This is a genomic window from Pseudomonas veronii (assembly GCF_001439695.1).
GTDB classification, from domain to species: Bacteria; Pseudomonadota; Gammaproteobacteria; order Pseudomonadales; family Pseudomonadaceae; genus Aquipseudomonas; species Aquipseudomonas veronii.
In genome coordinates, this window is the sequence record NZ_JYLL01000031.1 from 1 (window position 1) to 23,458 (window position 23,458).

The 23,458-nt window shown below is 62.9% G+C and carries 24 protein-coding genes; 6 read left to right on the plus strand and 18 right to left on the minus strand.

The features are described 5' to 3' along the window. Together TU80_RS33145 and TU80_RS25740 are read left to right on the plus strand one after the other, a co-directional pair. A partial coding sequence (locus TU80_RS33145) for a DUF2515 family protein (protein ID WP_057005693.1) occupies window positions 1–623 on the plus strand: 623 nt, incomplete at its 5' end. Beyond that, window positions 620–1,234: a hypothetical protein gene (locus tag TU80_RS25740; protein WP_046486556.1), complete on the plus strand. Its 615-nt coding sequence runs from the start codon at window positions 620–622 to the stop codon at window positions 1,232–1,234. The genes TU80_RS33145 and TU80_RS25740, both read left to right, overlap by 4 nt. 240 nt (window positions 1,235–1,474) lie before the next feature. Here TU80_RS25740 and gspD read toward each other — a convergent pair whose 3' ends face one another. From gspD to TU80_RS25820, 18 genes are all read right to left on the minus strand, one after another. Then, window positions 1,475–3,604, minus strand: a complete 2,130-nt coding sequence (gspD, locus tag TU80_RS25745) for a type II secretion system secretin GspD (RefSeq protein WP_057005739.1) — start codon at window positions 3,602–3,604, stop codon at window positions 1,475–1,477. A gap of 5 nt (window positions 3,605–3,609) precedes the next feature. Further along, on the minus strand, window positions 3,610–4,128 hold the full coding sequence (locus tag TU80_RS25750) for a general secretion pathway protein GspN (protein WP_046382760.1): 519 nt from the start codon (window positions 4,126–4,128) through the stop codon (window positions 3,610–3,612). Continuing rightward, a complete protein-coding gene (gene gspM, locus TU80_RS25755; protein ID WP_017847564.1) occupies window positions 4,125–4,724 on the minus strand; it encodes a type II secretion system protein GspM in 600 nt (199 codons plus the stop codon). Before gspM ends, TU80_RS25750 begins: the two co-directional genes overlap by 4 nt. Then, window positions 4,699–5,697, minus strand: coding sequence for a type II secretion system protein GspL (locus tag TU80_RS25760; RefSeq protein WP_057005694.1), 999 nt, complete (start codon window positions 5,695–5,697; stop codon window positions 4,699–4,701). The genes gspM and TU80_RS25760 overlap by 26 nt, the downstream gene beginning before the upstream one ends. Further along, on the minus strand, window positions 5,694–6,395 hold the full coding sequence (locus TU80_RS25765) for a hypothetical protein (RefSeq protein ID WP_057005695.1): 702 nt from the start codon (window positions 6,393–6,395) through the stop codon (window positions 5,694–5,696). Before TU80_RS25765 ends, TU80_RS25760 begins: the two co-directional genes overlap by 4 nt. Beyond that, window positions 6,392–7,000 carry a type II secretion system protein GspJ gene (locus TU80_RS25770; protein WP_057005696.1) on the minus strand — a complete coding sequence of 203 codons (609 nt, stop codon included), beginning with the start codon at window positions 6,998–7,000 and terminating at the stop codon, window positions 6,392–6,394. The genes TU80_RS25765 and TU80_RS25770 overlap by 4 nt, the downstream gene beginning before the upstream one ends. Next, on the minus strand, window positions 6,997–7,329 hold the full coding sequence (locus TU80_RS25775; RefSeq protein ID WP_017847568.1) for a type II secretion system protein: 333 nt from the start codon (window positions 7,327–7,329) through the stop codon (window positions 6,997–6,999). The genes TU80_RS25770 and TU80_RS25775 overlap by 4 nt, the downstream gene beginning before the upstream one ends. After that, window positions 7,326–7,751 carry a prepilin-type N-terminal cleavage/methylation domain-containing protein gene (locus tag TU80_RS25780; protein ID WP_057005697.1) on the minus strand — a complete coding sequence of 142 codons (426 nt, stop codon included), beginning with the start codon at window positions 7,749–7,751 and terminating at the stop codon, window positions 7,326–7,328. Before TU80_RS25780 ends, TU80_RS25775 begins: the two co-directional genes overlap by 4 nt. Window positions 7,752–7,758: 7 nt before the next feature. Next, window positions 7,759–8,169 carry a type II secretion system major pseudopilin GspG gene (gspG, locus tag TU80_RS25785; RefSeq protein WP_156422917.1) on the minus strand — a complete coding sequence of 137 codons (411 nt, stop codon included), beginning with the start codon at window positions 8,167–8,169 and terminating at the stop codon, window positions 7,759–7,761. 20 nt (window positions 8,170–8,189) lie between these two features. After that, entirely contained in the window at window positions 8,190–9,392 is a 1,203-nt protein-coding gene (gspF, locus tag TU80_RS25790) for a type II secretion system inner membrane protein GspF (protein ID WP_057005698.1), read from the minus strand. Next, window positions 9,389–11,098 carry a type II secretion system ATPase GspE gene (gene gspE / locus TU80_RS25795; RefSeq protein ID WP_057005699.1) on the minus strand — a complete coding sequence of 570 codons (1,710 nt, stop codon included), beginning with the start codon at window positions 11,096–11,098 and terminating at the stop codon, window positions 9,389–9,391. Before gspE ends, gspF begins: the two co-directional genes overlap by 4 nt. A gap of 387 nt (window positions 11,099–11,485) precedes the next feature. Then, window positions 11,486–13,876, minus strand: a complete 2,391-nt coding sequence (locus tag TU80_RS25800; protein ID WP_057005700.1) for a TonB-dependent receptor — start codon at window positions 13,874–13,876, stop codon at window positions 11,486–11,488. 176 nt (window positions 13,877–14,052) lie between these two features. Next, window positions 14,053–14,340, minus strand: coding sequence for a cyd operon YbgE family protein (locus TU80_RS25805; RefSeq protein ID WP_057005701.1), 288 nt, complete (start codon window positions 14,338–14,340; stop codon window positions 14,053–14,055). Continuing rightward, window positions 14,337–14,459: a cytochrome bd-I oxidase subunit CydX gene (gene cydX, locus TU80_RS32080; protein WP_017847575.1), complete on the minus strand. Its 123-nt coding sequence runs from the start codon at window positions 14,457–14,459 to the stop codon at window positions 14,337–14,339. The genes TU80_RS25805 and cydX overlap by 4 nt, the downstream gene beginning before the upstream one ends. Before the next feature lie 22 nt (window positions 14,460–14,481). Continuing rightward, window positions 14,482–15,618 (minus strand): cytochrome d ubiquinol oxidase subunit II, encoded by a 1,137-nt coding sequence (gene cydB, locus TU80_RS25810; protein WP_057005702.1) that lies wholly within the window; start codon window positions 15,616–15,618, stop codon window positions 14,482–14,484. Continuing rightward, window positions 15,611–17,182: a cytochrome ubiquinol oxidase subunit I gene (locus TU80_RS25815; protein WP_057005703.1), complete on the minus strand. Its 1,572-nt coding sequence runs from the start codon at window positions 17,180–17,182 to the stop codon at window positions 15,611–15,613. The genes cydB and TU80_RS25815 overlap by 8 nt, the downstream gene beginning before the upstream one ends. Beyond that, a complete protein-coding gene (gene cydP / locus TU80_RS33150; protein ID WP_017847578.1) occupies window positions 17,179–17,355 on the minus strand; it encodes a cytochrome oxidase putative small subunit CydP in 177 nt (58 codons plus the stop codon). The genes TU80_RS25815 and cydP overlap by 4 nt, the downstream gene beginning before the upstream one ends. Window positions 17,356–17,514: 159 nt before the next feature. Beyond that, the gene (locus tag TU80_RS25820; protein WP_057005704.1) at window positions 17,515–18,846 is read right to left on the minus strand and encodes a sigma-54 interaction domain-containing protein; all 1,332 of its coding nucleotides are present in this window, start codon (window positions 18,844–18,846) and stop codon (window positions 17,515–17,517) included. Between the two features lie 242 nt (window positions 18,847–19,088). On the opposite strand from TU80_RS25820, the gene TU80_RS25825 reads away from it, so the two are divergent. The 4 genes from TU80_RS25825 to TU80_RS25840 all read left to right on the plus strand — a co-directional run bounded on the left by TU80_RS25825 (window position 19,089) and on the right by TU80_RS25840 (window position 23,159). Next, window positions 19,089–19,967 (plus strand): MBL fold metallo-hydrolase, encoded by an 879-nt coding sequence (locus TU80_RS25825; protein ID WP_057005705.1) that lies wholly within the window; start codon window positions 19,089–19,091, stop codon window positions 19,965–19,967. Window positions 19,968–20,022: 55 nt separating this feature from the next. Continuing rightward, window positions 20,023–21,693 (plus strand): bifunctional protein tyrosine phosphatase family protein/NAD(P)/FAD-dependent oxidoreductase, encoded by a 1,671-nt coding sequence (locus TU80_RS25830; protein ID WP_057005706.1) that lies wholly within the window; start codon window positions 20,023–20,025, stop codon window positions 21,691–21,693. A 28-nt stretch (window positions 21,694–21,721) separates the two neighbouring features. Then, window positions 21,722–22,528, plus strand: a complete 807-nt coding sequence (locus tag TU80_RS25835; RefSeq protein ID WP_057005707.1) for a sulfite exporter TauE/SafE family protein — start codon at window positions 21,722–21,724, stop codon at window positions 22,526–22,528. Window positions 22,529–22,925: 397 nt separating this feature from the next. After that, entirely contained in the window at window positions 22,926–23,159 is a 234-nt protein-coding gene (locus TU80_RS25840) for a hypothetical protein (protein WP_026140102.1), read from the plus strand. The last annotated feature ends 299 nt before the right edge of the window (window positions 23,160–23,458 follow it).

Consider the following 23,458-nt stretch of genomic DNA (forward strand, 5'->3'; position numbering starts at 1 on the left):
CGAGCGTGCAACAGCTTTATCAACATGTGTACGAGATGATGGCGATGGGCAATACCACGCTGTTTTTGGATGTGTTTCCGTTGCATGCGTTTTATAAGGAGCGGGGGTTGGGGTTGCTTGAGACCTGTCTTCGGTCGCGCAAGAATATTTATGACAAGGCTCAGCCACCCGTGCTATGGCCCATCGGAAACGAGACACTAGAGTTTGGTACGAATCACAGTGAAATCCTGAAAGCTTTCGAGGCAATTGAAGCTGGCAATATCGCCAAAAGTGTTGAGTATCTCGCTGACCACGAACAAAGAAACATCCTTCAGCCAGCCATGTATACCGACCAAAAGCTGGTAGCCCTGCTGCGTAGTAACCATCTTTCCTATGTCACAGGCATACCGTCCGGGGCCGCGCAAGCCATTGAGCTAACGCTGGCAAATCAATGCCGCCCCGTCGAAGATGATCGAACCATTGAATTCAGCAACAGCCCTATCGCTAACCTGGCCGATATCGATCAACGCATGGCCTTCGTGCTCAAGGCTGCGGCGAAATTTGATGCACTGCTGCGTAGCAATGAGCGGCAGCGAATCGAACAGGCGCTAGAAGACATCGCTGAAGACCGGGGTGTCCGATGAGCCGGATCACGCAGATCGGTTGGCGACGTGTTGGGCTAGGACTGATCGCTGTCGTACTTTTCTTAGGGTTAGCGATACGTCTCGGCACCGATGAACCGGAGATTGCATTGACGCCTGGCGAACCCTGGGAAGATATGCGCCAGCGCTCCAGCGCAAAGATTGGCCCAGCCATTCCGGGGCATCACTGGTTCAGGGCGCCCAAATCCGATGCCCGACTGCGGCTCGTAGACCCTCAATATGGATTCATAACTCCTTTGGCCCGTTTCTTCACGATAGGCTTCGATGATGAGCAAATCGATGGCATCCGCATGTCCCCTCAAATCGAACCGCTATTGCTCGATGACACGCTTGAAATCGTGCTGGACTTACAGGAACAGTGGCGCAAAGGTGGCTGGACCCCCATCCATATAAAAGACGACCCACCCTTCGCCGACACCCCTCAATGGCGTGCCCGCTTGCGGAACGTGAACCTGGGCGGTACGTCCTATTGGCAAGCGGCGGACAAATACCAAGTGATGATGGTGGTCAATCGCTTCAAGGACGTTCGACATCCCACTGAAGAACGCTATCTCATCAAGCTGCACCTGGCCGCGCCGTGGATACCGCAATGATCAGATACCCACTTTGGCGCCGGCGAACCGAGGGTTGCTTAGACGCCCGGCTGCGGCTCGTAAAGCCTGAATATGGATTCGTGCCCCCAGGCTCGCTTCTTCACAGTGAGCTTCGAGAGTAATGGAAGGGTCAGCAGTGTCCGCATTTCCCCTCAGGTCGAACCGCTTTTTGCTCGATGACACGCTTGAAGTCGTACCGGATTTACAAGAGCAATGAAGCGGCATTTTGACCGCGCGCCTTCAGTTCGCTGGCCGCAGCAGCTGCATCTGCTGGCGATAGTCATCCGTCACCTGCCGCGCCTGGCTGCTGCTGGTGATCACCTTCGGCGTAATCAGCACAATCAACTCAGTGCGGTCCTTGGATTTGCTGGTGTTGCCGAACAACCAGCGCAGGCCGGGGATTTTCCCCAGGTACGGCACGGCACTGCCGCTCTCGCTGTTGTCCTGTTTGATCAACCCGCCGAGCAATACGGTCTGCCCGCTCTGCACGGCGACTTGCGTCGAGACTGAACGCGTGGAGATACGCGGATTCACCGGCGTGTCGCTGCTGCCGGTCTGGTTCTCGGCATCGCTGACCTGCTGCTGGATATCCATGTACACCAGGCCGCCCGGATTGATGCGCGGCACCACGTCCAGAATCACCCCGGTCTGCACGTATTCGACGCTGCTCAGGGTGGTGTCGGCATTGCCGGTGTTCACCGTGGTCTGGCTGATAGGAATGTTGTCGCCCACCTGGATCTGCGCCGGCTGGTTGTTCATCACCACCAGCGACGGCGCCGACAGCACCTGGGTGCGGCCGTTGGTTTCCAGGGCATGCAAGGCCACTTGCAGGTTGGAACTGACGAAGGAATAGAACAACGAATCCGACGCCCCCAACCCTGCCCCGCCACCGCCCAACGCGCCCTGGCTGCCGGAGGCGTTGGCGACTGTGGTGCTGGTGGAATTGCCGGCCAGGCGACCGAGGTACCACTGCACGCCAAGGTCCAGTTCACCGGTGAGTTTGACTTCGAGGATGCGCGTCTCGATCTGCACTTGCAGCGGCGGATTGTCGAGGCGTTTGATCGCGGTTTCGATCTCTTTCCATTGCGCCGGGCGGGTACGCACCAGCAGTTGGTTACTGCTTTTTTGCGCGGTGATGCGGGTGCCGGCTTCGAGGCTTTTATCCGGTGCCGGTTCGGACGCTTCGGCGACGGGCTCGGGCTCGGGCTCGTCGGCAGGCGGCGGCGTGTTCTGCAGGCCACCGGTATTGTTGTTGAGCGATGACAACGTGGTGGTGCGCAACCCCGGCGCGACCTTGGCCGGCGTATCGTCCTTGATCGCGCCGTTGCCGTAGATCTGCCGCAGGTACTTGGCCAGGTCCGAGGCCTTCATGTTGCGCACGTCGTACACATACATCTGCGGCTCGTTGCCGCCGCCTTCGTCGATGGTGCGAATCCAGTCACCCACCTCGCTGAGGTACTGCGGCTGGGAAGAAATCGCCACCACCGAGTTGGTCCGCTCGATCGGCAGAAAGCGCAGCATGCCCGCCAGCGGCATGCCGCTGTCCGGGCCGAACATGGCTTGCAGCTCGGGCATCAGCTCGGCCACCGACGCGCGTTGCAAGCCAAATACGCCCACCGACATGCCCTTGAGCCAGTCCACATCGAAGGTGTCGATGGTGGCCTGGTAGTTGGCCAGTTCTTCCGGGGTGCCGGCCAGACTCAGCACATTGCGCGCCGGGTCCACCAGCAGAAAAGCGTTTTCGCGGGCGAACGGCTTGAGCAGTTTCTGCATCTCGGTGGCGGAGATATAGCGCAACGGAAACAGCCGCGCCGACAGGCCGTTGGACGGTGGCGCCAGGTTCATCTGCGGCACCAGCTTGCCCGCCACCGCCTGGTTGGCCGGCAGGATCACGTAGCGGTTGCCCTGTTTGATCATGGCGTTGTCGGTCCAGGACAACAGGGTTTCCAGGATCGACAGCGCCTGCTGTTTGTCCACCGGCTTGGAGGTGGAAAAGCTGACATTGCCTTTCACGCCTTGGGCGATGCTGTAGTTCTCGTGCAACAGGTCGCCCATCACGCTGTTGATCACCGCTTCGATCGGCTGGTCGGCGAAGTTGAACACGATATCGCCGCCCTGCTCTTTCGCCGGCAGGCTGGCGCTGGGTGGGCGCACGAATTGCTGGCTGCCCCGTCTCATCTGGCGTTGGGGCGCTACCTTCGCCGCGGGCTGCGGGCTTTGCGCGGCGGGCACCTCACTCGGCGGGCGTTGCACGCCGGTGCCTTGCATGGCTTCGTGGAGTAACGCGTCGTCCGCGTCGAGGCGGTCGGGCAGTGAGCCACAGCCGCCCAGGGAGACGGCGGTAGTCAGGCAAAACAACGAGGTGCGCAGATCGATCAAGGGAAGGGCTCGCGAGGCAGAGAAATCGGTGGCCGGGTCGACGGCGGCGGCAAACGCTTGGCGTACAGGTTCAAGGTTTGCGTGCGGCCGTCCAGGGTGAAACGGGCGGATTGCGGCGTGAGGTGGTCCAGGCGCCAGCCGTTGGGCAGCACCTGGCCCAGGCGTACCGTCAGCGGGCGGCCGTCGGCCTGCTTGAGCATCGCCATTTGCAGATTGCCGGTGATCAGGATGCCGCTCAGGGTCAGGTTGGCCAGGCTGCTGGCCTGGGTGTTGCCGACGGCGCGATCGGGGCTGCGATCCGCGCTGAACAACGGGGTTTGCCAGGTGCCGGCGAGGCTGTCCAACGTCACGCTGGGGGCGACTTGCACCCGCGCAGAGGAATGCCCGCGCACCGCCGGTTCGGGCAGCCACTGCGGCTCGTCGCCGATGCTGCTCAGGATGAACGCCATCAACAGGCCCAATGCCCCGACCAGGCCGAGCAAGCCCCATTCCAAGGGGCGCAAGACACCGATCATCGGGCCACCTGCGGTTGCAGGTAACCGCGCACCAGCACCTGCACCACCAACTGCCCCGCCCCGCCGCTGGCCGGCGCCTGTTTGCCACGGCGGATGCGCAGCTCATCGACGAACAGAAACGGCGGCTGGTATTCCAGCTCATGCAGGATCGCGGTCAGCGGTTCGATGGCGCAATCGAGGGTCAGGCTGACCTGCACCTGTCGATACGGTTCGCCGTCGTCCTGCTCCGGGGTGATGGGTTTGCGCTGGGTCAGGCTGCAGCCGCCGCCGAGGTTGGCGTGGCGGCTGATCAGATCGGCGAGGCGTTGCATCAGGTCGGCGGCGACCCCATCCGGGTCATCCCCCGGCAGCAGGCTGGTTTGGCTGGCCGGGTCCTGGCGAGCCTGCTCCAGTTGCTCGCGCAGCGCATCACCCTGGCGCAACACGCCGGCATAGCGTTGCTGCTGTTCGCGCAGTTGTTCGGCCTGTTCGCCCATGGCACGCAAGGGCCCGGCGAACCAGCTGTCGATCAGCAGCCAGTACGCCGCGCCGAGCACCACGGCCAGGATCAGCAACGCCGTGCCACGGCGTTCACGGGGTGTGAGGGGTCGGCGCATCGGCGGCCTCCGGGCGAAGGTGGGCACGCAAGGCAAACTGATCCTTGCCGCTGCGCGCATCGGGTTGAATCACGCCTTCGAACTGCGCATTGTCCAGGCGGTGACAGCCTTTGATCCGGGTGATCAGGGCGCTGGCCTTGGCGCTTTGGCCGGAGAAGGCAATCTCGCTGCCCTTGATGTCCAACTGGTCGAGCCAGGTGTCGGCGGGCAGGCATCGGGTGAGGTCGTCGAGCAGCGCCACCAGCGGCGGCTGGGCCACCTTGCGCCGGGTCAGGTACTGCACCGCGCCACGGGTGGCGAGCAGTTGCTGACGCAGCGCATGCACCTCGGCGACCTGGGCCTTTTGCTGCTGGACGCTGTCGTACATGGTGTCGAGCACGCGCTGGCGGTCGTTGAGCCACAGCAACATCGCCGCAATCAGCAACGCGCCGCACAGCCACGGCAAGCTGCGTTGCAAACCCTTGCCCGGCGGACGCGGACGCGGGCGCAAAGGCGCGGGCAGCAAGTCGATGCCCAGGTCGCCGACATCCACGCGATGCGGCTGCAGGCCGAGGGCGGCGCAGTCGCTGAGGATCTGATCGAGGCGCTCGCGCAGGATCGCCACCAGCGTCACCTGCAGTTGGGTCGGCGTGCGCCGTTCCTGGCGCGCGACGAAGTACAGCCGGTCGGCCTCGAACGGCGTGTAGCGATCCAGTTCATAGCCGACCACGGCGCTGAGGTTGCGCGCAGCGGCTACGGGCAAGTGGATGGTTTGCAGCAGCACCGCGTCGGCCGCGAGCACCAACACATGCCGCGCATTGCCCGGCGCCGACGCGACCGGCTCGCTCAACGGCCAGTGCCAGCGCTGCTCGGGCGGCTCGCGCAACGCCAGCCACGCCGGCACACACACGCGCAGCTCCGTGAGCCACAGGCGCCAACCTTGTTGCAGCAGGCTGCCACGCCAATAACGGGCGATGGGTTCCAGTCGATTCATTCTTGCCAACGCAACACCCGGTAGGGTTGTGCGCCGTCCTCCGTTGGGCTCAATAAAACCGTGACTTGCAGGCGTGCTTCATAGCCGCCGGGGCGTTGTGCGCGGCTGTCGACCACCAGCACCTCGCCAGGGTCGGCGCCCTGTGCGCTCTGCTGCGGCAGGTTGAGGGCCTGGCGCATCAGCGCGCTGGCGAACGCCGGAGCGGGCCGATCCAGGTCGCTCCACAAGGTGAGCTCGGGCAGCAATTGGCGGTACAGCGCCTGGCTCATGCCGGGCAATTGGCGCACTTCTTCGAGCACGCGAAACGGCGCCAGCCCCTGCTTGCGCCGTGCGTCCAAGGCCTTGGCCACCTGCGCGGCCTGGGCCGGGCTGGCGCCGCAGGCCAGGGCCAGACGCGTGAGGTCGTGCGCCTCGGCGTTGACCAGGTACAGCTTGCCGCGCTCACTGCGCAGGCTGACGTGCAACTGCGCGTCATCGAAGGTCAGGAGCCTTTCACGGCCGTCGGCGATCCAGTGCCGATCGGCCATCGCCAGGGCGACGCCGGCTTGCGCTGCGAGCTCCGTCTGGGTGTGCTGGCGATGCCACAGCGCCTGGCGACTTTCCAGCTGCACCCAACCGGCCAATCCACCCAGCAACACACTGAGCAAGGCCAGCACCCACAGCACCAGCAGCAGCGCCGCCCCGCGTTGCCGCCTCATTCGCCCGACGCTCCGCTGGCCAGGTTCAAGCGCAAGGCAATCACCTGAGTGACCCACGGCACCGGCCCGTCGACATGCGCGGCGATCCGCACCGCAGCGGGCAAGCGCCGGGGCCACGGCCACTGGTCGATCCATCCGGTGGGTTGGCCCAGGGGCGATACGCCGCGATAACTGAAGCGCAGCGCCGCAAGGTTCGTCAGCAGCACTTGCGGCGCATCGCGGGAAGCATCGGCCTGCCGTTCCAACCGCGAGAACCCCACCTGCAAATCCTCGGCGACCCGTTGCAGGGTGAAGCGCTGAATCCCGCCGCCGAGCACACCGGGCAGGGTCGCGACAAACTGCAGACGCTCGGGCTCCCCTAAGAAAAACCCGGCGCTCTGGCGGTCGTCTTCGCTGACATCCAGCGGCAACGCCTCACTGATCGCGGTGCGCAGGAACTGCTGGGCGGCGCGCATTTCGTCCAGGCTCACGGTGTACTGTTGGGCCTTGACCACCGCGCGATTGGCGCCGAGCAACGCACCGCTGAGCAGCACCAGCAGCACCGCGAGCAAGCTCAGCACCACGAGGATTTCCAGCAGAGTGAAGCCCTGCTCGCGGCGCCTCACTGGCGCACCTTCAGAGTGCTGAACCGGGCCTGGCGCGGCCCCTCGCTGACGATCAGGTCGAGACGATACAGATGGGCTTGCTGACGCACGCAGGTCAGTTGCCAGTGGATGCCGTCCAGCGCGCCCTGGCTGACACCTTCGACCAGGCGCCCCGCTGCTTCCTGGTCCAGCACACTGAGGGCGGCATGGGTCAGGCGGTCGCTGTGAGCCGCTTGCGCCAACGAGCGCGCGCTCTGGCCGAAGGCGACCAGCAGCACCGTGCTGCACACCGCCATCAACGTCAGGGCGGCGAGCATTTCCAGTAACGTGAAACCGGCCTGGCGCTTCATGGCAGCGCCTTGGACTGCACGCTGCCGGTCAGCCAGCCAACGTCGATGCGCCAACGCCGGCTGCCGTTGGCCAGCAGCAGATGGCCGCCGGTGGAACTGCCGTCGGGATAGAACTCTACGGCGGCGCCGACCTGTTCGGCGGTATGCACGGTGACCTGCAGCTGCGGCGGCCAGGCGTGCGGGGCGCGGCCCGGGGCCTGGAAGGTCAGGCGCTGCAGATCGAATTCGGTCCTGGCCACACGCGCCTCGACAATCGCCGCGGCCCGCGTGGCGCGCAGGGCGTCGACCATCTGCCCGACCACGCGGCGCTCGTTCGCCGCCTGCACGGCCTGGCGCACACCGAGCCCCAACAAGCCGACAGCGAGGCTGATCAACAGGATGACCACCAGCATCTCCAGCAAGGTAAAGCCGCGTTGGGGCATCGGCGGGTTATTCCCAGTTACCCAGGTCGGCGCTGTAGCCGTCGCCACCCGGTTGGCCGTCCTGGCCGTAGAAGATCAGGTCGAAGGCGCCGTGTTCGCCCGGGAAGCGATAGCCGAATGCATGGCCGAACGGGTCTTTCAGCTCCGACAGCTTGGCATACGGCCCGGCCCAACTGCTGGCGTTGCCGGGCTTGTCCACCAACTGCTGCAGGCTGTTGGGCGGTGAGCCGACATCCAGGGCGTAGCTGTCGATTTTCATGCTCAGGCTGGCCAGTTGCGCCTTGCCCGCACCGTACTTGCCCTTGTCCACATTGCCACCGACCTGGCGCACCACGATGGTCGCGACAATGCCCAGCAGCACGATTACCGCGAGCATTTCCAGCAGGGTGAAACCGCTTTGACGGCGTTGAGTTCTCATCGATCGGGTTCCTTGAAGGTTCATATATGGCTGGTCAGGCTCATCAGCGGCAGCATGATCGCCAGCATGATCACGGCCACCAGCAGCGCCATGACCACGGTGAGGGACGGCACCAGCGCGGCGAGCAGGCGCTCGATGCCGCGCCTGGCTTCGATGTCGAAGATGTCGGCGACTTTGAGCAGCATGCTGTCCAGCTCACCGGCCTGTTCGCCGACGTCAATCATTTGCAGGGCCAGGTCGGGCAGCAGCGGTTGCGCACCGAACGCACTGGCCAGGGTGCCGCCGCCTTTCACCGACTCGGCGGCCTCGGCCACTTGGGCTTGTAACGCGCGGTTGGTGCAGACCTGCCGGGCGATGACCAACGCAGGCAACAAGGCCACGCCGTTGCTCAGCAAGGTGCCCAGGGTGCGTGTCAGGCGCGCCGCTTCGACCCGCTGCAACAGCGGGCCGAGCACGCGCAGGCCGAGCAGGCGGCGGTCGTAGCGGTCGCGGCGCCGGGGGTCGCGCAGGCGTGCCGCCAGGGTGCCCAGCGCGACGCTCGACCCGGCCAACAGCAGCAGGCCGTAGGCGCCGAGGAATTGGCCGAGGGCCAGAATCACTTCGGTGATCAGCGGAATCGGCACGTCCAGGTCCTGGAAGATCGGCACGAACTGCGGCACCACATACGCCAGCAACAACGCCAGGGAGCCGAGCACGCCGACCACCAGGAACGCCGGGTAGATCAGCGCATTGATCACCTCGCCGCGCAGCCGCTGGCTGCGTTCGAGGTAGTCGCTGAGTTGGCGCAGGGTGCTTTCCAGCGCGCCGCCGGCTTCACCGGCACGCACCATGCTCAGGTACAGCGGGGAAAAGGTGCTGCCCTCTTCTTCCAGCGCGGCGGATAACGGTTTACCCGCCTTGACGTGGTCACGGATACGCTCGATCAGTACACGCACTTGAGGCTGGCCGGGCTGCTTGAGCAGCAAGCCCAGGGAACGTTCCAGCGGCTGACCGGCGCCGAGCAACGTCGCCAACTGCTGGGTGAAACTCACCAACGCCGCGCCCGTCAACGGCCCCCGCCGCAAGGCATGGCGCAGGCCCTGGCGGCCGGCGGCGTCGATCTGCAACAGCAGCCAGCCGCGCTTGTGCAGGATCGCGATGGCGGCGCTCTGATCCTTGGCTTGCAGCGTGCCGCGCTGGGTCACGCCCTGGCTGTCGAGGGCACGGAAGGTGAACAGACTCACGCGCCCTCACCACGGGTGACGCGCAGCACTTCTTCCAGCGAGGTGACGCCCGCCACCGCCTGGCGCAGGCCTTCCTCATGCAAGGTGCGCAGGCCCGCACGTCGGGCGGCCTGCTCCAACGTCGCGGCATCGGCGTGGCGCATCAGCAGGCCGCGCAGTTCGTCGTTCATCACCAGCAATTCGGTGATCGCGCTGCGGCCGTGGTAGCCGCCTTCGGCGCCGGGGCGATAGAGCAAGATCGGGCGCTCATCGGTGAAACGCTGCAGGCCATGTTCCTCGATCAACTCCGGCGGCGCTTCGAAGGCGACACGGGTCGCCGGGTCCAGGCGCCGCACCAGGCGCTGCGCGAGGATGCCGCTGACGGTCGAGGCGATCAGGTAACTTTCCACGCCCATGTCCAGCAGGCGCGTGATGCTCGCGGCGGCGCTGTTGGTGTGCAGGGTGGAAAGCACGAGGTGGCCGGTGAGCGACGACTGGATCGCGATGCGGCAGGTTTCCAGGTCGCGGATCTCGCCGATCATGATCACGTCCGGGTCCTGGCGCACGATGGAGCGCAGCGCGCCGGCGAAGTCCAGGCCAATGGCCGGCTTGACCTGGATCTGGTTGATGCCTTCGAGCTGGTATTCCACCGGGTCTTCGACGGTGATGATCTTGCGCTCGGCGCTGTTGAGCCGCGCCAGTGCGGTGTAGAGCGTGGTGGTCTTGCCGGAGCCGGTGGGCCCGGTGACCAGCAGGATGCCGTGGGGCCGTTCGAGCACGTCGAGGAAGGCGGCCAGGCGCTCGCCGTCGAAGCCCAGGCTGGGGAAGTCGAACTGCACGGTTTGCCGGTCGAGCAGGCGCATGACCACCGACTCGCCGAAGCTGGTCGGCACCGTGGACACCCGCAAGTCCAGCGCCTTGCCCTGGATGCGCAGCATGATCCGCCCGTCCTGGGGCAAGCGCCGCTCGGCGATGTCCAGGCGCGCCATGATCTTCACCCGCGAGATCACCGCCGCCGACGAACTGGCCGGCGGCGCTTCGGCGTCGTGCAGCACGCCGTCGATGCGGTAGCGCACCTTGAGTTGGTTTTCGAAGGGTTCGATATGGATGTCCGACGCACGCTGCTCCACCGCCCGCTGCAGGATCAGGTTGACCAGGCGGATCACCGGCGCTTCGGAAGCCATGTCCTTGAGGTGTTCGATATCTTCCAGCGCGCCGCCCTGCTCATCGAGGTTCTCGATCAGGGTGCCCATGGCGGAACGGCCCTGGCCGTAATAGCGCTCGATCAGCGTCTCGACTTCAGTGCGCGGGCCGATGGCCAACCACACCGGCACATCACAGGCGTAGGCCAGGGCCTGGAAGGGATAATGCTGCGTCGGGTTGGCCGCAAGCACGCGCAGCCCGCCGTGGGCCCAGCCCATGGGCACCACTTGGTAATGGCGCATGAAGCGCTCGGTGAGCGCGGGCAACGGGTCGAGCAACGGCGGCGCGGCATCGGCGAGCAACAGCGGCGCGCCGAGCAACTCGGCCCAGGCGCGCGCCAGTTCGACTTCGGACACCAGCCCCAGGCGCGTGAGCAGGCCGAGCAGGTCGCTGCCGTCCGGGGACAAGCGTCGGGCGCGCTCCAGGTCGACGGTTTTCAGCCCGGCGTGCTGCATCAGCCACACGCACACGCGGTCGGTGTGCGGTATCTGCGTATGGCAGGCATCGATGGGCATTGACGACATAGTGGGGTGTCTAGTTGCGAGAAAGTATGGCTATTTGGAACTACTGGATATAAAAATAAAATGCCATTAGTTCGCCACGCCGCAGTCGGAGTTAACTGGGTTAATCGACTGGAAGTTCCAGCGCTAGTTCCTGAAGCGGGGAAACAAACTGAAAAGAATAACCTGCGACCGGCTTGAAACAGCCGCGAAATCCTTGATTTAAAGCCTCCAAGCCGACACCCAAGGATTCAGCTAATTGCAATTAGCCACTTCGCTAATCAGAGCCAGGCGCCGAAGTTTTTCCTCGACGCGCATCAAGCTCAAACTTTCAAACAACCTTGTTGTTGATCTTCATTGCCGCTGAGCGCTGGGTTTGCCGCGTGGTAGCAAACACAGACGATCTGCCCGTCAGAAGTCGACCGTCGCCGACAACAGGTAGGTCCGCGGTGTCGACAAGGTCAGCCCCGGTTCGCTGTCGTCCGACGCACCCGCCGAGCTCCAGTAGCGTTTATCGGCGACGTTTTCCACATTCGCGCGCAGGGTGATGTGTTTGTCATCGACCTTGAACGCATACCGCGCGCCCACGTCGATGCGGTTCCAGGCGTCGATTTCCTTGACGTTGGCCTGGTCCAGGTATTGCGAGCTGGAGTAGATGCCGCGCGTGGTCAGGGTCAGGCCTTCGAGGCGCGGCACGTCCCATTCCGCGCCGAGGTTGACGTTGTACTTGGGCGTGGCCGGGGCGCGGTTGCCGTCGAACGTGCCGTTGGTGGTGTGGGTCAATTCGCTGTCGATGTACATCACGCCGCCCAGCAGGCGCAGGCCCTTGAGCGGTTCGCCGAACAGGCTGAGTTCCACGCCGTCGTTCTGGCGCTTGCCGTTGGGGCCGAACACCCGCGAGGTCGCGTTGGTTTCATAGGCCGGTTGCTTGATGCGGAACACCGCGGCGGTCACGGCGAACGCACCGGCGTCGTATTTGGCGCCGACTTCCACCTGGCGGCTGATGAACGGCGGGAAGATTTCATCTTCGTTGACCGAGGTGGAAGGCGCGACCTTGCCCTGGCTCAGGCCTTCCAGGTAGTTGGCGTACAGCGACAGCGCGTCGGTGGCCTTGAACAGGATGCCGCCGGACGGCGAGATTTTTTCTTCGTCGTAGGCGGTGTCGCCTTTGACGTTGTTGGTCCAGTCATCCACCTTCACCCGCTGCCAGCGTGCGCCGAGGGTCAGCAGCAGGCGATCGTCGAAAAAGCCCAGGGTGTCGGACAACGCCACGCCGCTGAATTTATTCTCGGTGTATACCTGCGCATCCTGGCGGATGGCGGTGGACGGCGTCGGTGTTTGCACCGGGTTGTAAAGATTGCTCGGCGCCGCCGCATAGCGTGCGCCGCCGTTGGTGAAGTCCATGTAGAAGTAGCTGGCCGCCAGGTTGACCTCGTGGCTCACCGGCCCGGTATGGAACCCGCTGCGCACGCCTGCCGTGGCGGTACGCACATTTTCATCGCGGCTGAAGTCGCGCGGCTGCACGCTGAAATCCCCTGCACTGTTGCTGACGGAAACGGCGTGACGCAGGAAGTCGTGGTTGCTTTTGCGCGCGCCGACACCGCCGTAGAGCATCAGGTTATCGCTGAGGTCGAACTCGGCGTTGAGCGTGCCGAACGTGTCGTTGGTGCTGGCCTTGCTCCACGACTGCGCGTAGTTGCGGCGTACATCGTTGGCGCTTGGCACCGGGGCCGCGGCGGCCACCTGCACGCGCTCCTGCGGGGCGTTGGTGTCGCGCTCGGTGTGGCCGATATCGCTGGAAAGGCGCAGGCGCTCACCGCGAAAGTCCAGGCCCAGCACGGCCATTTCACGGTCGACACGCTGATGGTCCCACTCGGTATCACCGGCCTGTTTCACGCCGTTGAAGCGCAGGCCGAACTTGTTGTCCTCGCCGAAACGCCGGCCCACGTCCACCGCGCCGCCAGCCTGGCTGTCGGAGGCCCAGGTGCCGGTGAACGAGTTGATGTCCTTGTCGGTGGCGCGCTTGGGCACCACGTTGATCCCGCCGCCCACACTGCCGCGCGGCGAGATGCCGTTGATCAATTGGCTGGGGCCTTTGACGATGTCGACGCGGTCGGCCATTTCCATGTCGATGGTGTAGGTCGGCAACACGCCGTACAGGCCGTTGTAGGCCACATCACTGTTGAACAGGCTGAACCCGCGAATGGTGAACTGTTCATAGCGCCCACCGGCCGGGTTGGTGGCGCGCACCGACGGGTCGCTGGCGATCAGGTCGCCGAGGGTCCGCGCCTGCTGGTTCTTCACCGCCTCCTGGGTGTAGGTGGTCATGCTGAAGGGCGTGTCCATGAAGTCCCGCGAGCCCAGCAGGCCCTGCGAACCGCGTCGCGCCACTTGCCCACCGGCGTAGATATCGCCGTCGGCTTCGCTGCGGGTCCCGAGGATGGCGGTCGGAGCCAGTTGCAGGCTGCTGCCCTGCGGCACCGGCACCAGCATGTAGGCCTGCTCCCCCATCGGCTGCAGTTGCAGGCCGGAACCTTGCAGCAGGCGGGCAAAACCTTCTTCCACCGCGTACTCGCCGGATAAACCACTGCTACCGCGGCCACTGACCAGCGCCGGGTCCACCGCCAGGTTGACCCCCGACAACCCGGCGAAACGGGTCAACGCGGCACCCAGGCTACCGGCCGGCACTTGGTAGCTGCGGCGGGTGGCGGTGTCTTCGGCATAGCTGATCGGGGTAAACAGTGGGCTGGCGCTGAGGCTCAGCATCAGGCTCAGTTTGAGCAAGGGGCGGACGGCGGGCATGGGCGGAAGCTCTCGATTTTGTTCACTTACCTGGAATGACAGGCGAGGTGAAAAAAAGGGACAGGCTTCCGCGCTTTTTCTAGCAAATAACCACTAAGGCTCAATCAACCGACAGGTTGACTCGACGATCCCGGCGCCGCGCAGTACCGCCACGGTGGCGTCGGGATCGTCCGTTTTCAGTGCAGGAACTTCAACCAGCCAGCCAGTGCCAGCGCGGCAAAGCAGGTCCAGCCCGAGAACAGCCAGCGCCACACGCGCGCACGCGGCACGAACCCCACGCCCCGCACAAAGGCCACACTCATCGCCGCGAACAAGGCCATTGCCAGCCCATGATCAGCTTTGCCGTCCGGGGTGGCCATCAGGGGCGGATAGAGCGTACACACCAGCATGATCGCGATCGCGATAAGCAAGCTCAGCGAGTGAATGCGTGAGGGCGCCGGAGCCTCGGCGACACGCGGCATCATGGCCGCGGCTCCTCACGGTCGCTCAGGGCGCGCCCCGCTTCGTTCTCGCCCCACATCGCATTCAATATGGCCAGCAACAAGGCGAAACCGACTCCCAGCATCCAGGCGAAATACCACATAGTCTTTGCTCCTCTGATGGCGTTAGTAGGCCGAATGTTCGTTGGCTTTGATCTGTGCCACGGTGACCTTGCCGCGCATGACGCGATAGGCCCACGAGGTGTAGATCACGATCAGCGGCATGAAGATCAACGTGGCCCAGAACATGATGGACAGGCTGAGATGACTGGACACGCTGTCCCACACAGTCAGGCTGGCCGCAGGCACGGTCGACGACGGCATGACGAAGGGGAACATGGACACGCCGGCCGTGCTGATCACCCCGATCACCGCGAGCGACGAGGCGACAAACGCGGCCAGTGTGCGGCGCATCATCATCAACAACGCAGCACCAGCGGCGCCCGCCAGGCCCAGCGCAGGCAGCAGCCACAGCAGAGGGTAATGGCCATAGTTGGCCATCCAGGCGCCCGCTTCGCGTACCACGGTTTTGTTGAGAATGTCCGGCAGCCCGGCGGTATCCACCACCGAGGTGATGCGATAGCCGTCAATCGATTGCAACCACACACCAGCAATAACGAATGTACACAGCAGCACCAGCGCCGCGCCCACCCCGCCCTTGATGGCACGGGCCTGGATCACGCCTTCAGTGCGGTGCGCCAGATAGGTACCGCCTTGCAGGGTGATCATTGCACTGCTCACCACACCGGTCAGCAGCGCAAAGGGGTTCAGCAGTTGCCAGAAACTCCCGGTGTAAGTCGATACCAGCATGTTGTTGAAGTGGAACGGTACGCCTTGCAACAGGTTGCCGAACGCGATGCCGAACACCAGCGGCGGCACGGCCCCACCGACAAACAGCCCCCAGTCCCAGGTGCTGCGCCATTTGGCGTTGTGAATCTTGCTGCGATAGTCAAACCCCACCGGGCGGAAGAACAGCGCCCACAGGACCAGAATCATCGCCCAATAAAACCCGCTGAACGCGGTGGCATACACCACCGGCCACGCTGCGAACAGCGCGCCGCCCGCGGTGATGAACCACACTTGGTTGCCGTCCCAGTGCGGCCCTACGGTGTTGATCGCGACGCGGCGTTCCACGTCCGAGCGGCCCACGAAGGGCAGCAAGGTGCCGACGCCCATATCGTGGCCGTCCATGATGGCGAAGCCGATCAGCAGTATGCCGACCAGTGCCCACCAGATAATTTTCAGAGTGAAGTAATCAAGCATGGTGGAGTTCCTTCAGGTTGGCATCGTAAGCGTAACGGCCGGTTCCGAGGCTGCCGGGCCCTTGGCGGGCGAACTTGACCATCAGGAACATTTCAACCACCAGCAGCACGGTGTAGAACGCGACGAAGCCTGCCAGCGAGCCATAGAGGTTATTGACGCTAAGGGTGGAGACACTCATGTGAGTGGGCAGCACGCCGTAGATGGTCCAGGGTTGACGGCCGTATTCAGCGACGAACCAGCCCAGCTCGCAGGCCAGCCAAGGCGCCGGCAGCATGCAGAGTGCCCAACGCAGCAACCAGCGGCGGCGTGTGCAGACCGACTTCAAGGTGCTCCAGAAGGCCAGCCCGAACAGCAACAGCATGGCGAAACCCAGCGCGACCATGACCCGGAACGCCCAGAACATCGGGGTCACGCGCGGTACGGTGTCGTTCATCGCCTTGTCGATGATCTCCGGCGTGGCCTGGTTGACGTCTTCAACATACTTTTTCAGCAGCAGGCCAAAGCCGAGGTCCGCTTTGTACTCTTCGAAGGTATCGAACGCCGCCTTATCGGTGCGATCGGCCCGCAGGGCTTCAAGCGCATTGACGGCGGTAATGCCACGCAGGATGCGCGCGCGGTTTTTCGCTTTGATGTCATGAATGCCCGGGATCTGCTTGCTCACCGAGCGCGTGCCGATCAAGCCCATCACCCACGGCACATCGACTTCCCAGTTATTCCTGGACTCGGCTTCATTGATGCTGGCCAGCAAGGTCAGGCCGGCCGGCGCGGGTTTGGTTTCCCACATGGCTTCCATGGCCGCCAGCTTGGTTTGCTGCGCCTCACCCACGGTGTAACCCGACTCATCCCCCAGCACGATGACGCTCAGCACCGAGGCCAGGCCGAACGCCGCCGCCACCCGGAAACTGCGCTTGGCGAATTCGACATCGCGATTTTTGAGCAAGTACCAGCTGGAAATCGACAACACAAACATCGAACCGGTGACGTAACCGGCAGACACGGTGTGTACGAACTTGGCCTGGGCCACCGGGTTGAACAACACCGCCCAGAAATCGACCATCTCCATACGCATGGTGATGTAGCTGAATTCCGAGCCGACCGGGTTCTGCATCCAGCCATTGGCGATCAGAATCCACAGCGCCGACAGGTTGGTACCGATGGCCATCAGCAACGTGACCAGCAAGTGGTGCTCTTTCTTCAGGCGATCCCAGCCAAAAAAGAACAGACCGATCATGGTCGATTCGAGAAAGAACGCCATCAAGCCCTCGATGGCCAGCGGGGCACCGAAGATGTCGCCCACGTAGTGCGAGTAGTACGCCCAGTTGGTGCCGAACTGAAATTCCAGGGTGATGCCGGTTGTCACCCCCAGGGCGAAGTTGATACCGAATAACTTGCCCCAAAAGCGCGTCATGTCCTTCCAGATGACGTTCCCGGTCATCACATAGACGCTTTCCATGATGACCAGTAGCCACACCATGCCAACCGTCAGCGGTACGAATAGAAAGTGGTAAAGCGCAGTGGCTGCGAACTGCAGCCGTGACAAATCCACCAGTTGTTCTGAGATCACTTGCTTGCCCCTTGAGTCGAGGTGGGTACACCGAAACGGTTGCCGACGATGTTCGGGTCGACACTGACGTGCGAATCCCGGATGAACAGCCACCACAGCACGCTCAGCAGCACGAGCTTGATCAGCACCGCGGTGAGTAGATGGCGTAGTAGGCGTTTGTCGGAAATAGTCATGTCTATGCACTAAGCACAGGGCATGCCAAAGCCAGATCTTCTATTTTTATCGTTATAAAACAATTTGTTATGAGTTTTTTAGCGGTAGCCCTGGCGCACCGCTGCTGGTCAATGCGCTGCCAGTCTGGCAGCTTGGCAGTCACTGGCAGTCGTAGAGGGCTAGGCCAGGCCTTGTTCCTTCAGGCGCCGGTACAAGGTCCGGTCGCTGATCCCCAGGTGCTTGGCCAGTTCGCTGCGGGTGCCTTTGAATGTGGCCAGGGCCTGCGCCAGCGTGCTGCCGTCGAACGGCGTCGAAGCCGCAGGCGCAGCCTGAGGTGGCGGCGCCACGGAGGCCTGGGGTAAATGGATGGCGCGGATGACCCCATCGTCAGCAAACAGGCTCGCCCTTTCCAGGACGTTGCGTAACTCACGCACATTGCCTGGCCATGAGTACTGCTGCAGGGCTGCCAGGGCTTCGGCATCGATGGTCAGTCGACGTTTGCCGGCACCACGCCGTTGCAGGAATGAATTCACCAGCAAGGCGATGTCTTCTACCCGGTTGCGCAAGGGCGGCAAATGAATGGGGAAGGCGCTGATGCGGTAGTACAGGTCCTGCCTGAACTCGCCTTTTTCCATCATTTTTTCCAGCGGCTTGTGGGTGGCGGCAATCAACCTGAAATTGGCGTGGAAGGTCTCGACACTGCCGACCCGGCGATAGGTGCCCGATTCGATCAGGCGCAACAGTTTGACCTGCATGGCCAACGGCACATCGCCAATCTCATCCAGGAACAATGTGCCGCCCTGGGCGGTTTCGACCAAGCCGGGCTTGCGGGTGATGGCGCCGGTGAAGGCGCCTTTTTCATGGCCGAACAGCTCGCTCTCAAAGAGTGTTTCGGTCAAGCCCGAGCAATCCACCACGACAAACGGCCCGCTGGCCCGTTCGCTGGTTTCATGGACGGCGCGCGCGAACAGCTCCTTGCCGGTACCCGACTCGCCCAGGAGCAGCACCGGCAGCATGGACGGCGCCACCCGCTGCAGTTCCGACAGGGCAAGGTTGAAGGCCGGTGAACAGCCGACCAGCCCTTCGTTGCTCGGCCGCGCCGAGGCGCTGCGCACCAGCGTCAGGCGCTCAACATAAGCGGTGATCACCCCATGTTCGTCGAGGATCGGCCGTAATTCGACGTCGACATGCTCAGGCCCCCGAGGCGTGTGGTGGATGTGCAAGACACGATCCGGCCCGCGCTTTTCCTGGGCCTTCTTCATCGGGCAATTCTCACCCGCCTGGTCACAAGGGACGTCGTAATGGTGTGAGATCTGATAACACTTATGGCCGATAAAGGGTTTGTCAGCGCTGCCGAACTGGCGCTGATAGGCCGTGTTGGCTGCCAGGATGTTGTAGTCCGGATCGAGCACGATCATCGGATTGGGTTCGTGTTCCAGAAACGAAACAAGCGACTGCACTTGATCCGGGTGTGGAACGGCGTTGGCTGGGGTAGGCAGAAAAGTCTTCATCATGGCTCCTGGAATCCATTTTTCCATCCTGTTGTGGCACTGCCACCTCTGTCAAGGCACTGCCAATGGCAGAAGAATCCCCCAGATACAGGCCTGAATACCCCTATACAGAAACACAAAGCCCAATAAAATCAATTGGATATTAGGCTATTTCGGCAAAACCATGGCCTGGCAAACTTATTGCTATGTCAGTCCTTAGTCTAAGCGGCTCGAAAAAAAAGCCCCCCCTAAGGAGACAGTTCATGCGCGTCAAACTTCACGTCGAAGGCTTCTTCGACTCTGCCACCAACACCGTCAGCTATCTGGTACTGGACGAGACCACCCTCCACTGCGCGATCATCGACAGCGTATTGGATTACGACCCTAAATCCGGCCACACCGCCACCACGTCCGCCGACCGCCTGATCACCCGGGTGAGCGAGCTGAATGCGCAGGTCGAGTGGATTCTCGAGACCCACGTCCACGCCGACCACCTGACCGCCGCGCCCTACCTGAAAGAAAAGCTCGGCGGGAAGATCGGCATCGGCAGCCAGATTTCGACGGTACAAAAGGTCTTCGGCACGCTGTTCAATGCCGGTAGCGATATGCCCCGCGACGGCAGTCAGTTCGATCACCTGTTCGTCAACGACGAGTCGTTCAGCATTGGCACGCTGCACTGCACCGCACTGCATACACCCGGCCATACGCCGGCCTGCATGACTTATGTCGTCAGCGATGGCAGCGAAACGGCGGCCTTCGTCGGCGACACGCTGTTCATGCCCGACTACGGCACCGCCCGCTGTGACTTCCCCGGCGGCAATGCGCGCACGCTGTTCCAGTCAATCAACAAAGTGTTGAGCCTGCCGGCGGATACATTGCTGTATATGTGCCACGACTACCAGCCGGGCGGCCGCGAGGTGCAATTCGTCAGCACCGTTGCCGAACAGCGCGAGCAGAACGTGCATGTGCGTAATGGCATCAGTGAGGAGGAGTTCGTGGCGATGCGTACCAAGCGGGATGCCTCGATGGACATGCCGACCCTGATCCTGCCCTCGGTCCAGGTCAACATGCGAGCCGGGCATTTGCCCGAGCCTGAATCGAACGGGATTCGCTACCTGAAAATCCCACTCAACGTCGCCTGACATTCCCCCCACCCTAAAAAAAATCATAAGAAAAATACCCATAACGGAGACACTTATGGATATCCGCCGCCTTGCGCCTGCTTTATCAGTATCAGAACAGATTTTCCCCAGCCAATTGGCCGAACTGAAAGCCGCCGGCTTTCGTGCCGTCATCTGCAACCGCCCCGATGGCGAAGGCAGTGACCAACCGTTGTTTGCCGAAATCAAACGCGCCGCCGACGCGGTCGGCATCGAAGCGCACTACCTTCCCGCCGAGTCGGGCAAAGTCACCGACGAGCAGGGGATTGCCTTCGGCGAGTTGCTGGAAACGCTGCCCAAACCGGTGTTGGCTTATTGCCGGTCCGGGATGCGCTCGACAACGATGTGGGCGCTGTCGCAAGCAGGTCAGCACGACCTGCCGCACATCGTCGAAAGCGCCAAAAAAGCCGGCTTCGATATGAAAGGCGTGATCCGGCGGATCGCGAACCAGGGCCGCACGCCGGTCGAAGTGGCCGAAGCACAACATACCGTGGTCATCATCGGTGCCGGCGCGGCGGGTATCGCCACCGCCTCCAGCCTGCTGGCCCGCGCGCCGGGGCTCGACATTGCGATCGTCGACCCGGCCGATGTGCATTACTACCAACCCGGCTGGACGCTGGTCGGTGGCGGTGTGTTCGATGCGCGCCAAACGGCGCACACCATGGGCACCACCCTGCCCCGCGGCGTGCATTGGATCAAGGCGGCGGTGGCGGCTTTCGAACCCGAGCGAAATGCGGTGATTCTGGATGGCTGCCGGGTCGTCAAATACGAGCAACTGATTGTGTGCCCCGGCCTGAAGCTCGATTGGCATGCCATCGAGGGGTTGTCGGAGACCCTCGGCCGCAACGGCGTGACCTCCAATTACCTGTATCACCTGGCACCTTATACCTGGGAAAAGGTCCAGCAACTGCGGGGTGGCCGGGCGATTTTCACGCAGCCGCCGATGCCGATCAAATGCGCCGGGGCGCCGCAAAAAGCCATGTACTTATCGGCCGACCACTGGAAACGCAGCGGTGTGCTGGATGCCGTCGAGATCGAGTTCTACAGCGCCGGCGCGGCGCTGTTCGGGGTTCCCGACTATGTGCCCGCGCTGATGGAATACGTCACCGCTTACGGCATCGACCTGAATTTCGGCAACACCCTCACCCGCGTCGATGGCCCGGCGCGGACGGCCACGTTCAGCGGCGTGAACCCGGATGGCAGCCCCCGTGTGCTGACCCGTGAGTTTGATTTGCTGCACGTGGTGCCACCGCAGGTCGCGCCGGACTTCATTCGGGTCAGCCCGCTGGCTGACGCGGCCGGCTGGATCGATGTCGACCCCGCCACGCTGCGTCACAAAACCTTTGCCAATATCCATGCGCTGGGCGACGCGGCCAACACGAGCAACGCCAAGACCGCGGCCGCTGCGCGCAAGCAGGCGCCGGTGGTGGCGCATAACGTGCTGGCGGCCATGGGCAAGGCCAACGGTTGCGCGCAGTACGACGGTTACGGCTCCTGCCCGCTGACGGTGGAGCGCGGCAAGATCGTCCTGGCGGAGTTCACCTATGGCGGCAAGGTCGCCCCCAGCTTCCCGTCATGGCTGATCGACGGCACCCGCCCTTCCCGGCTGGCGTGGCTGCTCAAAGAGCGGATTCTTCCGCCGCTGTATTGGAAGGGTATGCTCAAGGGCCGCGAATGGCTGGCGAAACCCGAGTTGACCGACCAATGAAATCAGCGCTGAACGCAAGGAGACTGAGATGATCATCGTCTTACTGCTCGGGCTGACAGTCGGCGTGATTCTGGCCCTGACCGGCGCCGGCGGCGGCATACTCGCGGTGCCGTTGCTGGTGTTTGGGGCGGGCTTGAGCATGGCCGAGGCCGGGCCCATCGGGTTGTTGGCGGTGGGCCTGGCCGCGACGCTGGGCGCGGTGATGGGCCTGAAAAACGGCACCGTCCGCTACAAGGCGGCGCTGTTGATCGCCACCGCCGGGATCATCTGCTCGCCCCTGGGCCTGTGGTTGGCGCAGCGCACGCCGAATCGCCCGTTGACGATCCTGTTTGCCTGCGTGCTGATGTACGTGGCGCTCCGGGTATTCAAACGGTCGTTGCCGCCGTCCCCGGCGTCGAAGGCCGCCGTCGCGACCAAACCGCCGCCCTGCGTATTGGACGCCCAACGCGGCAAGCTGAACTGGACGGCGCCGTGCGCCTGGGCGCTCACGGTGTCGGGCGTGATCGCGGGCGGGCTTTCGGGGTTGCTCGGCGTGGGTGGCGGCTTTGTGATGGTGCCGGCGCTGCAGCGCTACACCAATTTGACCGCGCAGTCGGTGCTGGCGACGTCGCTGGCGGTGATTGCGCTGGTGTCGATGGCTGGCGTGGCCGCCAGCTCGGCGGCCGGGCATTTGCAGTGGGCCGTGGCCCTGCCGTTCTCCGTGGGCGCCTTGTTTGGAATGGCCGGCGGGCGCCTGATCGCGGCGCGGCTGGCAGGCCCGCACTTGCAACGCGGATTTGCCGCCGTGTCGATGCTGGTGGCGGTGGCCCTGCTGGTCAAAGCGCTTGGATCATGAGCGCGGATTCCCGACTTTCCAGGCGTGCGTGAAACACGCCTGTCAGGGTTCAACGTCACGCTTCGGTCGTGCCTGGCAGGCGTGGGCATTGGCGCGCCATCGTGGCAGCCGTTGATCACCCGGGCCGCCAAGATACAAGTACCCGCGCGATACGTTATTAGATAAAGGCTAAATAAATATCCAACTTATCGGCTGAATCGAATCACTGGCTTAATCCGAGAAAATACTATAAGTGCGCGCGCAACATTATAAATCGCATGAATATGCACCCCAAAGGAATTGAACTTTACCGCCTCACCCCGTTAGCCATTAGTCGAATACTGCCTTTCGCGGACAGCGTTTTATAGTGTGTAATAGAAAAATCACCCACTATTAAAATCGACTCCCGGTACTTTGAATGTCGCCCATCCCCTCTTCACCGAATACCCTTCCGATAAATGAGGAACTGTTGCAATTACTCCAAGCGACGGCTAACGCCCAAACCGCCTGGATGACAACCGTCAATCATTTGGAAGCGGCCTGTGATGAGGTATGGCTGGCTCGCATGTGGGAAGTGGAACACCTTGAAAATCAATACAGGGCCTGCCAGGACCAGCTGTTTTCCTATCTGAAAAAAGCGATCAAGATCTAGACTTATCAGTACGGCCCTGCACTCTTTTCGGTCGTTCGCGCGCCGAAAACAGCGCCCGCCAGAACTCGGGCCGGCTGAATATTCGACTAAAGTACAAAGCCGCACTACGCGTGTCGAAAAAGCCACCTTAGTTGAATAACCGACAACTCCGCCAACGCCCGACAGACGTGGAGCTGTATCCTTTCAGTCGCACCGCCAATCAATCTCCCTCGCATCCTGATATTTTTCATACATGGCCCGATTTGCCATCTGGATCAGCCTGACCGTCACACTAGTGCTAAAGCATTAAGAGGGATGGT

Coding starts and splice junctions, on each gene's coding strand:
- TU80_RS25740 (WP_046486556.1), top strand. CDS start 620: ATGAGCCGGATCACGCAGATCGGTTGGCGACGTGTTGGGCTAGGACTG.
- TU80_RS25750 (WP_046382760.1), bottom strand. CDS start 4,128: ATGATCGGTGTCTTGCGCCCCTTGGAATGGGGCTTGCTCGGCCTGGTC.
- gspM (WP_017847564.1), bottom strand. CDS start 4,724: ATGCGCCGACCCCTCACACCCCGTGAACGCCGTGGCACGGCGTTGCTG.
- TU80_RS25760 (WP_057005694.1), bottom strand. CDS start 5,697: ATGAATCGACTGGAACCCATCGCCCGTTATTGGCGTGGCAGCCTGCTG.
- TU80_RS25765 (WP_057005695.1), bottom strand. CDS start 6,395: ATGAGGCGGCAACGCGGGGCGGCGCTGCTGCTGGTGCTGTGGGTGCTG.
- TU80_RS25775 (WP_017847568.1), bottom strand. CDS start 7,329: ATGAAGCGCCAGGCCGGTTTCACGTTACTGGAAATGCTCGCCGCCCTG.
- TU80_RS25780 (WP_057005697.1), bottom strand. CDS start 7,751: ATGCCCCAACGCGGCTTTACCTTGCTGGAGATGCTGGTGGTCATCCTG.
- gspG (WP_156422917.1), bottom strand. CDS start 8,169: ATGAGAACTCAACGCCGTCAAAGCGGTTTCACCCTGCTGGAAATGCTC.
- gspE (WP_057005699.1), bottom strand. CDS start 11,098: ATGTCGTCAATGCCCATCGATGCCTGCCATACGCAGATACCGCACACC.
- TU80_RS25800 (WP_057005700.1), bottom strand. CDS start 13,876: ATGCCCGCCGTCCGCCCCTTGCTCAAACTGAGCCTGATGCTGAGCCTC.
- TU80_RS25805 (WP_057005701.1), bottom strand. CDS start 14,340: ATGATGCCGCGTGTCGCCGAGGCTCCGGCGCCCTCACGCATTCACTCG.
- cydX (WP_017847575.1), bottom strand. CDS start 14,459: ATGTGGTATTTCGCCTGGATGCTGGGAGTCGGTTTCGCCTTGTTGCTG.
- cydB (WP_057005702.1), bottom strand. CDS start 15,618: ATGCTTGATTACTTCACTCTGAAAATTATCTGGTGGGCACTGGTCGGC.
- cydP (WP_017847578.1), bottom strand. CDS start 17,355: ATGACTATTTCCGACAAACGCCTACTACGCCATCTACTCACCGCGGTG.
- TU80_RS25820 (WP_057005704.1), bottom strand. CDS start 18,846: ATGAAGACTTTTCTGCCTACCCCAGCCAACGCCGTTCCACACCCGGAT.
- TU80_RS25825 (WP_057005705.1), top strand. CDS start 19,089: ATGCGCGTCAAACTTCACGTCGAAGGCTTCTTCGACTCTGCCACCAAC.
- TU80_RS25830 (WP_057005706.1), top strand. CDS start 20,023: ATGGATATCCGCCGCCTTGCGCCTGCTTTATCAGTATCAGAACAGATT.
- TU80_RS25835 (WP_057005707.1), top strand. CDS start 21,722: ATGATCATCGTCTTACTGCTCGGGCTGACAGTCGGCGTGATTCTGGCC.
- TU80_RS25840 (WP_026140102.1), top strand. CDS start 22,926: ATGTCGCCCATCCCCTCTTCACCGAATACCCTTCCGATAAATGAGGAA.